Source organism: Actinomyces sp. HMSC075C01 (assembly GCF_001812965.1).
Taxonomy (GTDB): Bacteria; Actinomycetota; Actinomycetes; order Actinomycetales; family Actinomycetaceae; genus Actinomyces; species Actinomyces acetigenes.
In genome coordinates this window covers 1-9,614 of record NZ_KV810915.1, presented here as the reverse complement: position 1 = coordinate 9,614, position 9,614 = coordinate 1, and the positions used below count along the sequence as shown (strand labels likewise).

11 protein-coding genes are annotated in these 9,614 nt (G+C 58.3%); 9 read left to right on the top strand and 2 right to left on the bottom strand.

Going from position 1 to position 9,614, the window contains the following annotated elements; all coding sequences use genetic code 11:
- The 9 genes from HMPREF2883_RS13730 to HMPREF2883_RS15335 all read left to right on the top strand — a co-directional run.
- Positions 1–723 (top strand): pilus assembly protein TadG-related protein (locus tag HMPREF2883_RS13730; protein ID WP_218079110.1); only part of this gene is annotated, 723 nt, incomplete at its 5' end.
- Positions 724–771: 48 nt separating this feature from the next.
- Complete coding sequence (locus HMPREF2883_RS14495) at positions 772–1,380, top strand: hypothetical protein (protein ID WP_070658087.1); 609 nt, start codon at positions 772–774, stop codon at positions 1,378–1,380.
- A 113-nt stretch (positions 1,381–1,493) separates the two neighbouring features.
- The gene (locus HMPREF2883_RS14490) at positions 1,494–3,041 is read left to right on the top strand and encodes a DUF4402 domain-containing protein (RefSeq protein WP_141758964.1); all 1,548 of its coding nucleotides are present in this window, start codon (positions 1,494–1,496) and stop codon (positions 3,039–3,041) included.
- Between the two features lie 354 nt (positions 3,042–3,395).
- Positions 3,396–3,752 carry a hypothetical protein gene (locus HMPREF2883_RS14485; RefSeq protein WP_141758963.1) on the top strand — a complete coding sequence of 119 codons (357 nt, stop codon included), beginning with the start codon at positions 3,396–3,398 and terminating at the stop codon, positions 3,750–3,752.
- Positions 3,753–3,760: 8 nt separating this feature from the next.
- Positions 3,761–4,777, top strand: a complete 1,017-nt coding sequence (locus HMPREF2883_RS00170) for a hypothetical protein (RefSeq protein ID WP_070658092.1) — start codon at positions 3,761–3,763, stop codon at positions 4,775–4,777.
- Between the two features lie 472 nt (positions 4,778–5,249).
- Complete coding sequence (locus HMPREF2883_RS00165) at positions 5,250–6,143, top strand: hypothetical protein (protein ID WP_070658084.1); 894 nt, start codon at positions 5,250–5,252, stop codon at positions 6,141–6,143.
- A 202-nt stretch (positions 6,144–6,345) separates the two neighbouring features.
- Positions 6,346–6,816: a hypothetical protein gene (locus tag HMPREF2883_RS00160; protein WP_081384621.1), complete on the top strand. Its 471-nt coding sequence runs from the start codon at positions 6,346–6,348 to the stop codon at positions 6,814–6,816.
- A 110-nt stretch (positions 6,817–6,926) separates the two neighbouring features.
- On the top strand, positions 6,927–7,421 hold the full coding sequence (locus tag HMPREF2883_RS00155; protein WP_256277242.1) for a hypothetical protein: 495 nt from the start codon (positions 6,927–6,929) through the stop codon (positions 7,419–7,421).
- 224 nt (positions 7,422–7,645) lie between these two features.
- Positions 7,646–7,936, top strand: coding sequence for a hypothetical protein (locus tag HMPREF2883_RS15335; RefSeq protein ID WP_256277241.1), 291 nt, complete (start codon positions 7,646–7,648; stop codon positions 7,934–7,936).
- Positions 7,937–7,954: 18 nt separating this feature from the next.
- Here the strand turns inward: HMPREF2883_RS15335 and HMPREF2883_RS00145 are convergent, their stop codons facing one another.
- A complete protein-coding gene (locus HMPREF2883_RS00145; RefSeq protein ID WP_075371445.1) occupies positions 7,955–8,554 on the bottom strand; it encodes an OmpA family protein in 600 nt (199 codons plus the stop codon).
- A gap of 80 nt (positions 8,555–8,634) precedes the next feature.
- A complete protein-coding gene (locus HMPREF2883_RS15330; protein ID WP_256277239.1) occupies positions 8,635–9,249 on the bottom strand; it encodes a hypothetical protein in 615 nt (204 codons plus the stop codon).
- Positions 9,250–9,614: the final 365 nt, after the last annotated feature.

Below are 9,614 nucleotides of genomic sequence, written 5' to 3'. Positions count from 1 at the left end.
CCGCCTCACCAACATCCCCATCAAGAACAGCTGAGCACCACCATGTCTCGTATTTCGCGTAAAACCATCTGGCTTCCATCCGGACCGGCAATCACTGAACGCGGCAGTATCCTCCCCTACGTCAGTGTTGCCGCTGCAGTTGTGGCATTCGTGGCACTGGGTCTCATGACTGGCCTGGGGGATGCCATTCTGCACCGTCGCGATGCCAGCAACGCGGCAGATGCGGCCGCCTTGGCAGCCGCACATACCTGGGCCGACTCCATCGAGTCAACCTACCGAAACGCAGCAAGCTCTGGCAACGAACGCCAATTCTGGGGAAGCATTGGACACGGGGCGGGATCGTTCGCAGGTCCAAAGGCTGAACAAGCAGCCAAGTATTACGCCACACTCAATGACGCGATGGTGACATCGTATTCGGTCGACGAGTCTCGTGGCACCGTGACAGTCTCAGTGCGCACCAACTCCACTGTCAGCTACACCCAAGACAGGGCCACCGCAACCTCTACAGCCAAAGTCACATTTGAACGCGGCGTATGTTTAAAAGACGGTAAGGTCGGTTACAACATCCATGGAGAATGCTCCACGAACTCGCATCAGCAGCGGCAATCGGCCAGTTCGAATCCACCGAATCCAAAGAGGGGAACGTCAACCTCCCCTCACCCCTCATCGAATAATTTACACAGCCTGCCGAAGGCAAAAGTCAGCGCACGATTAGTTAACTAATGCGAGCTGTCTTGCAGGAAACTACAGGAAGATATCACGGAGGATCTCATGAACGCGCAACGGTTTCGTTCTGTTTCACTAGTAATTTTGGCGGCAACATTGATCACAAGCTGCAGCACGCTCGGCCACACAAGCAATGACGCCGCCAAGCCCTCAGCCAGCAGTAGCGGAAGTAGCTCAAATAGTTTCGTCAAACAAAACCCCGCCCACGGTCTAACGCTTGAAGCTCCAAGTTCTGTGACTTCTGACAAGCAACCCATGAAAGACCAGAACGGCCTATCTCGCATTAACTACTACGTCACCGACCAGGCGAGTCCAGCAATCATCGACGTAGAATACTACACAAACCACTCTCAGACCGCTGCGGGCATCGCGAGTAAAGACAAGGCGGCCTACGCCACGGATGGTGTTTCGATATCACCCGAGGCGAAGACAGTGAAAGGGTCATCCAGCGCCTATACGTTTTCCTGGGAGCAATCCGCGACACCACCTTGGAACAATGACACGAAAGAAATCAAACTGTCATGTCAGGCCGTTCTGTCTGACGGACCTTCCGGTTATGCTTACGGGGTCTACGTTTGTGCACCAAAAGACAACACTAACAGCCTTAAGATGACGCAACATATTCTTGACTCGATTGAGGTAAGAGGAGCCTAGGTCACCTCAACTGCTTTTGGGCCGAAGAGCCTCAAACTCAACATAATACCTCACACAACAGCATCCCCGACAACATACTTTCAAAAATTGAGTGTACCTACTTAAGGAGATCGATGAAAATGAACAGGCACTGCCGTCAACAAGAACAGAAAGGGCAGTCGACTGTTGAGTATGCGGGGGCCGCCTTCGTTGTCGCGGCAATCATCGCTACCATTGCCACCCTCATCGCCGCTGGAAGCGGCGTCTCCCTCGCTCAAGCTGTTGTCTGTAAAATTTCCTCAGCGATTCATTCTGTAGGCGGCGCGGATGACTCCTACTCCTGCGACTACTCGCAGAATCAGGGGCAAGAGGCCAACGATCCTCGTAAAGTCGATCCGGGATCGATCCCGTCTCAATCTGAAGAAAGGACGGCCTCAACATCAGTTGGTGTCAGCATTCCGTTACCTGGACCTGGATCAGCTAATGTCGGCGGAAAGGATGGTACGTCCGTCACTAAGACCACCTATATGGATAACTCAGGGACACGGCAGTACTCGAGCACGCAAGAAGGTTCAGCCGGGTACGAAGTCGGCGCATCCACTGATGATAAAGGAGGAAGCAAGGACAAAGGGAAGGGCAATCCCTTCAGCGCCAAGGTCAATGCGTCAGCAGGAGTTTCAGTCAGTCATACCACATCTGAAACCTATAACTGCGACACCCCTGACCACATTTCCTGCGAAGAGTTCGACAAACAGAATGAGGAGAACACCGAGAATCACCTCAACAATCAAGGCCTAGGCCGCATCGGCAACGGCGGCACAAAGTTCGAGCAAACCCCGGACAGTACTTCAACTGTATGGAATGCAAAACTAAAACTCGAAGCCAGCGCCTCAGCCAGCCTGGATGTCAAACCTAAGGTTGGAGGAAGCGACAATAAGAAGGACGAAGACCAAAAGGACGACAAGGACGAACAGGGCGAAGAGAGCGACAACCAAAAAGGCGTCCCCGTCGGTCAGCTCAAGGCCAGCGCGAGTCTCAACATCTCCGGGGAAGCTGGATACACATACACCACTACCACCGATGCCAGCGGCAAGACATCGAGTTCTCATAAGTTCACATACACGGGATCGATCGGCGGATCCGTGGAAGGAAGCGCCGAAGATCCTACAAAGTCATTCGGCTTGAAGGCGGCCGCAGATGCTTCAGGGAGCTATACTGGAAGTTACGAAGTGACTTATGATGAGAACGGAGATCTCAGTAAGATCACTTTCACTAACGTAAAGGTGGGTCAAGGTTCATGGTCAGCGACAGGGCTGAAAGAGGATGACGGTGCAGACCACCCTCAAACGTCGACGATCACCACGACACTTGACGTCTCTTCAATGAGCGACAACGATAAGAAGATCGCGCAAGAGTATGTCGACTCGTCTTTCACTAACGGAGCTCTCATCGTGCCGCAGTCTGTCCTTAATCCGGACAGCCCTTCAGACAACAGCTTCGAAAACTTGTTGTATGAGCGCGCACAGGTGACAAGAGTGGTCCAGGATGGTACAGTCACCAACGAGGAAGGTGGTTGGGGCCCCTTTAAGAAGAACTCGAGTGCCGACTCAAAGAATACAGTGAGCGCTCAACAGCTGAGCCAGCCAAGCAACGGAGGCCGCAGAACTTTTGAGAATATGTAACGCATACTACAACAGGGACGATTCGAGGTTGGTGAAATCATGACGACATCAGGATCATCGTTGCGTGGGCACAGTAACCCTGACGGCACTCATGACCGTATGTTTTCTAGAAAGTCATTCTGTGCAACAGGTTCCTCGTTCGCTGCATCGTCGTTACTCTTGGCCGCTTGCGGACGAAGAACCGAAACGGCGCCATTGAGCAAGTTGAAAGCAGCCTCAGACACCTCCCAACCGCACCCTTCGACTACTCCTCGGGAGACATCGCCGAACCAGTGGATTGAGACAAGTCATCAAGGGATATCATTCTATTTGCCTACGTCTTTTAAGGGGCCGCAGCAGCGTTCCGATTGGGGGATGTATGAGGTTTACTATGATTTAACTGATGACAAGTCTTCTGTCGTCCAGCGACTATTGTGTTCCGGCGTGTCAACAGAATCTAAGAACCCTGACGGCGTCAGGCAGTCAGTGAACTTCATCAATAAGGGGATTATTGAGAATTATAAGGAGGTTAAACGCATCTCATGGGACGTCGATCAGAACAACGCCATCGAACGAGTTTTCTTCTATTGGGGTCCAGACACTGACTCCCCGGGCTGGACCTGGATGATTGCATCATCTGCCGGAGTTGGAGTTGTGACCATCTTCGGTGCATATCAGGATGACGGATTGCGAAACGGTCTCGAATCCTCACTATCTTTGAAGGGAGCGTAGCAGTGAATATGAACCGAAGGGGAGCACTATCGTTAGCCACCCTTCCTTTAGGAGCAACAATTCTTCTTGGATGCAGTTCAAACAACTTTCCGAAACCTCCGGGAGATTGGCAACGAGTAAGCGATGGAAACTTATTAGTTGCCGTCCCTTCTGGCTGGAAGAAATCCAGTCCCGGAGATGGAACATGGACGACAAAATGGACTGACAGCAAAAAGCAAGCCAATGTTCTCTTGACGGCGAAGTCGACGGAAGAGAGCGACGTCTTTGCGGCGCTTGACACTCAGGCCGATGCTGCACGCTGTGTCACACGAGGGTATCGCCTTGTCGGTGAACGGGTCTCTTGGTCCGATGGAAGTACCGTACTGGCGCGACAAGATTATGAAGTGGATTGGCCAACTAAAGGGTACGGAAGCACATGGGCGATCAGCAAGGATGGAAACATCGCTCTCGTTAACCTGTTTAATGAGAAGAAGGACAAGAATCAGTTTGATACAGTCGGCGGCTGGATCGAGCTGACGTCATCGGCTTCCTCTTCCAGTGCGTCCAGCTCAGCGGCGGCCTCCGCCATTGCCTCGACGCGACAGGATGGGACACAGAGCATCACTTTTAGAGGGTTGGGTTGCGCCGTTCCAGCAGGTTGGGTGGACACTGGGCCGCTTGAGGGATCTCAACGATGGGCCGATTCTTGGGCGTTGGCGGACTCACAAGGGATTCTCACGCAGAGGCTATTCTTGGCTCCGAGTGTTCCTCAGAAGTCGGTTCAGGATGCACTGTCGGCGATAGAGAAAGACTCGGCAGACGGGGCGTTGGAGAATTTTTCCAAACTGTCTCAGCAGGCTGTCAGCCTGTCCGGATTCTCAGAAGGTGTCCGCCTGGATTTTGGCGCCGGAAAGTCAGGTTCCGACCAGGGCGCTATCTGGGTCGTACGCAAGGATTCTCGGATTGCCGCCGTCCAGTACTCAGGCACGGGCACTATTGATGCCAGCCTTCGAACCTCTATTGAGCAGTCGCTCACCCTCGACTGATCTCGCTATCACACCTATGACACAGCGCGATATGCATTTTATGCAATGGCGAGTAAGGCGATTGTGGTTCTCTGTGCTGGAATCTCGGCGGGTCATTACTGGTGATGTTATCGAGGCTTTCGAACCGCTTCGGTTGCGGTGCCGCTCGCAATCGCACTCTCCGACAACCCCGATGTGCCACAACAGAGTGGCGTCAGAGCACATCTGTACGTAGAGTCTCGGACTGATAACGGTATCGCCCCCGACGACGCCGCTCTGCACCTGTCGCCTCATCGAAAGGACGCACTCCGTGCGCTGTCGTTCCCAGACTCCCCGACTGGCAAGGACAGTCGTCCTCACACTGTTCGTCGGTATCTCAGTCAGCGCCATCCAACCGGCTGCCGCGGCCCCAGACTCAGGGGCGAAACAGGCCGCCAGTACCACACGGTCACTGTCCGGCGGATACAGCGCGGAAGGTTCTGGGACCAACCCGGTGACCACGCAGGTCACCGGAGCACGGGCCAAGCGAGCGGCATCTCAGTGTTCCCACCAGCGCTCCTGCCCATCCCCCTCGTCCCCGGAGGTCACCAAGCAGGCTGAGAACACGGGGGCCGGACGGGTCAAGCACGCTCACCCTGCTGCGGCAGCTCGGCCCGACTCCACGGTCGAGTCGTCACCCAGCCGACTGACGGTTGGCACGACGGCGTCGGGCGGCACCTCCGGCAGCGCAGCAGCGCGCCAGTCCTCGGTCACGTATCCGATCCTGGCCATCGGCGGCAACATCGCGTACCGCAGAGCAACCTCCCTTGAGCCCGACGGGACCGGCGCCGTCAGCCACACGCTCTCCTACAAGGCCGACGTCCCGGTCCCGGAGCACAGTCAGGAAGTCGACTCGGCGTGGAACAGCTTCGGTATCGCCTCTCCCCCAGCAGGTCAGCGCATTTGTTTAGGTTATGTCGCCCTGTCCTACGACACCGGCGGCGACCTCGACAAGATGACCTTCACTCATGTCACCGAGGGATCTGCCAATGGCGGTATCTCCGGAGTCCCCGCGGGCACGGCAGTCACGACGGTGGTCACCACGACACTTGACGTCTCAGCACTCAGTGGATCGGATCGCGATCTCGCCAACGACTATGCCTCAACCGTCCTGCTCTCGTCGGGCACCGTCAACATCCCTGCGGCCTCATTGTCCGTGGGTGATCCGCCGGGTTCCTCCGCCAGTGGCACATTCGCCGCCGTCCTTGCTGCCAAGGCGAGCACCACTCAGCTCGTTGTCGACGGCACGGCGATCACTGACAACGGTGGCTTCGACGCACTCTCCGGCAGCTGGAGCACTGACAAGCTCACGAAGGACCGCAAGCAGCTGGCGAGCCAAACCCACTAGCCGGTTCCTCTTTGGACGCCTGACGACAACGCAAGGACAGCGCATGAAGACTCCTGTAAGAGCTGTGGCGGCAGCGATGGCCATACTCGCCCTGTGTGCCTGCAGCCACCGAGGAGCCTCAGACTCCGGCACCGCCTCGGCCGCAGCATCCGCATCCCAACCGTCGACGTCGAGAGACTCGGATACGACGGCGTCGGGCGGCATGATGACGCTTCTCCCAACCGGAAACCTCATCATCCAGGTACCCGGGGACGCCGTCACCGGGACCACCACGACCTACGACGACGGTATGCAGCAGACCTACTACGACAGCAGAGGCAGCATTCCTCTCACGGTTGCTGTCGAGTACTACGCCGCCGGCGCCAAGCCCGCGGCAAGCATCCTGGCCGCGGAGCAGCAGGCGCTGACCGCCCAGTCCATCCAGCCCACGGTCACTCCTGTGAAGGTTCCTGGCGGATCCGGCGCGAACCGTCTGGACTGGCAGACCACGGCGATCCCGCCATGGCTGCAGGACCGTAAGACCGCCGAGGTTCCCATCACGTGCGCGGGGATCATCGTCGACGGCCCAGGCGGAGAGAGCTACGGCGTCTACGTCTTCGCGGACCCCAAGAACAAGGAGAGTCTGAACCGCATGTCATCCGTCCTCACGTCAGTGGCGGTGAGTGCCTCATGAATCGCCGCCTCCTCATGGCCGCCGGCGGTATCGCCTCCCTGAGTGCGGTCGCCTCATGCAGCAAGTCTCCAGAGAAACCCCCTGTTTCAGGAATGCCCTCAGTCGATGACGTGAAGCAGCCGCAAGCCCCGTCCAAGAGCCCGCAAGATGCTCCCCAGGACTGGGCCGGTATTAACTTCTCCGGTATCTCTGTCAGTCTGCTGTCCTCCCTCAAAGGCCCCACTCGGCGCAGTGGGTGGCCCCCGTATGCCGTCTCCTACGACCTGCAGACCAACGACACCAGCTTCGCGCAGCGGGTCCTGCTCTCCGGTATCGACGCGAGCACCACCGCCGACGGCCTCAGGCAGACCGTCAATCTCACAAGCTCCTACCTCTTTGAGAACTACTCGGAGATCGGGCGGGTCTCCTGGGAGGCCAGCGGCGACAAGCCCGCCACTGAGAGGGCCGCCTTCTACTGGGGTCCTGCAACATCCTGGTTGGGGTGGACCTGGCTGCTCGCCTCACAGGTGGGGACCGGCGTCGTCACTCTTCTGAGCACCGTCCTGGATGACGGCCTTCGCAACGGCATCGAGAACTCTCTGACCCTGACGAGGCAGCAACAATGACCATCCAACGACGACGCGCCCTCCTAGCATTCTCAACGGCCACAGCCGCGACGCTTCTTAGCAGCTGTTCCTCGGCAAAGCATCCAGGCCCAGAAGGTGACTGGGACCGTCTTGAGGAGGGCGACCTGCTTCTTGCGGTGCCCAAGGGCTGGGATCGGTCGGTGGCGCAGTCCAGCGTCTGGAGTACCACGTGGACCGACCCGTCAGACAAGTCGGCTGTCCTCATGACGGCCCAGTCCGTCGAAGCGAAGGACGGCTACAACGCCCTCGACCTCGCCATGAATGCTGCCCGGGCCGTCACTCGCGGGTACCAGCCCATTGGCTCTCGGACCGCTGTCACCAACGGATCCATCATCCTGGCGCAGCAGCAGTACCAGACCACCTGGCCCTACCAGAAGAAGGGCTCACTGTGGGCCATCAGCCGGGAGTCGAAGATCTGCCTCGTGGACTTCTCCGGAGAGAAGATCACCAGTGATCAGATCTCGACCGTGGGCCAGTGGATCGAGCTGCGCTGAGGCGGGGCGTCAGTCCCCTCATCCCCAGCGCACATCGACGTGGCGGTTGGCGGCCTTGCCGGCCTCATTGACGCTGCCGTCCGCATTGGTCTCGGAGGCCACGGGTTCGCTCTCCCCCTTGCCGGAGGACTGGACGTTCAGGGAGGGGACCTTGGAGGTCAGATAGTCGGCGACGGCCTTGGCCCGCTGCTCGGAGAGTGTCTGGTTGTATGCGTCGTCGGCGACGGAATCCGTGTGCCCCACCACGGTGACCGTGGCCGGCGCCTTGCCGTTCCAGCGGCTGACGATCTCGTCGAGCACCTGTTTGGCACGGTCGGTCAGGGCCGAGGAGTCGACGTCGAAGGTGACGTCACCGGATAACGAGGCCACCGTGGTCTTGCCGTCCGAGGAGTAGGTGACCGCACTATCCGAACTGCTCGAACGCGACAGCGGTGTGACGACGCGGTCCACGGTCTGAGCCACCCGGGGGTTGCCCGGCCCGGCGCTCTCCGGTTGCTTGGTGATCGGCGTCGGATCGGCTGTGGCGCTGCTGCTCGCAGCCGCCAACGGGTGGCCCGCTTGTGGCACCGCGGGTAAAGCGGCAGCCGAGGCGGACACTGGCCACGATGTTGTCCACATGACGACGGTCGCGGCGGCAAGCACCCCGGACCGAGGCCGAGGCTTGGCGCCCCTTGCCCATCCCCCATTCATCTGTCGTCTCATCGAGCCACCGCCACGTTGCTGAAGGTGCCTCCATTCGGGATGGTGATGGTGACGTTCTTCGCCTCAGCCGGTACACCGGTGAAGGTCGCCTGGAGCGCGATCGTCTGACCGGGTTGGATGAACTCCGTAAGGCCACTGGAGCACAGGCAGCCGCCCTGGGAGTCGTAGGAGACGCGGTAGATGCTTGAGGAGGACGGTTCAATGAGCGTCAAGCCGTCGGCGTTGTTCGTGCTCCCTCCCGGGCTCGCCTTTCCACTGGGCTGAGGCACCGAGTCGTCTCCATCAGAGAATGAGTCGTAGATCCACATGTCATTCTTCTTGTCATTATTCGTCACGGAGAACATGACGGTCACCGTCGTGCCCGCACCGGACACGGAGTTCAGGGAAACAGTCCCGGGTTTACTGTCAACGGTCGTGGGATGCGACTCAATGGCCGCACCATGACCACCGCCCCCGGCCTGCGCCGACTTCGGCGCTGACGCCGACGTCGAGGTCGAGGTCGACACCCCCTTCTCACCCGAGGAGCCCCCTGGCAGCTGGCAGGACGCCAGGGTGGCCGCCATTCCAATGGCGCTCATGGCGGCCAGGACTCGCTTCGAAGCAGTCATCATGATGGAACCTCCGTTGCTCTCGATCAGGCCACATCGACCTGAGGAATACTGAGACCCTATGCAGCACCCATCATTCGAGAAATGGGGAGACTCCCACGGGGAAATATCGTGGAGTACCCGGGGTACACGCGGGGAGACCGAGAGAATCCGTGTACTCCCCATGGAGTTATGGGGAGTACACGGGGAGCGACGGGGAGTACCCGGGTAGCCCTGCTTGCTAGGGAGATTACGTTACGATTACACTCTGTCTTTGAGAAATTTCGGCGGACCCATGAAGGAGTTGTTGTGCCCTCTGTATTCTCCCGTGTACACCGTGTCCCTTCGAAGGTGGCGTCTCGTCGGTCTTTCATGGCTCTCTCGGCCCT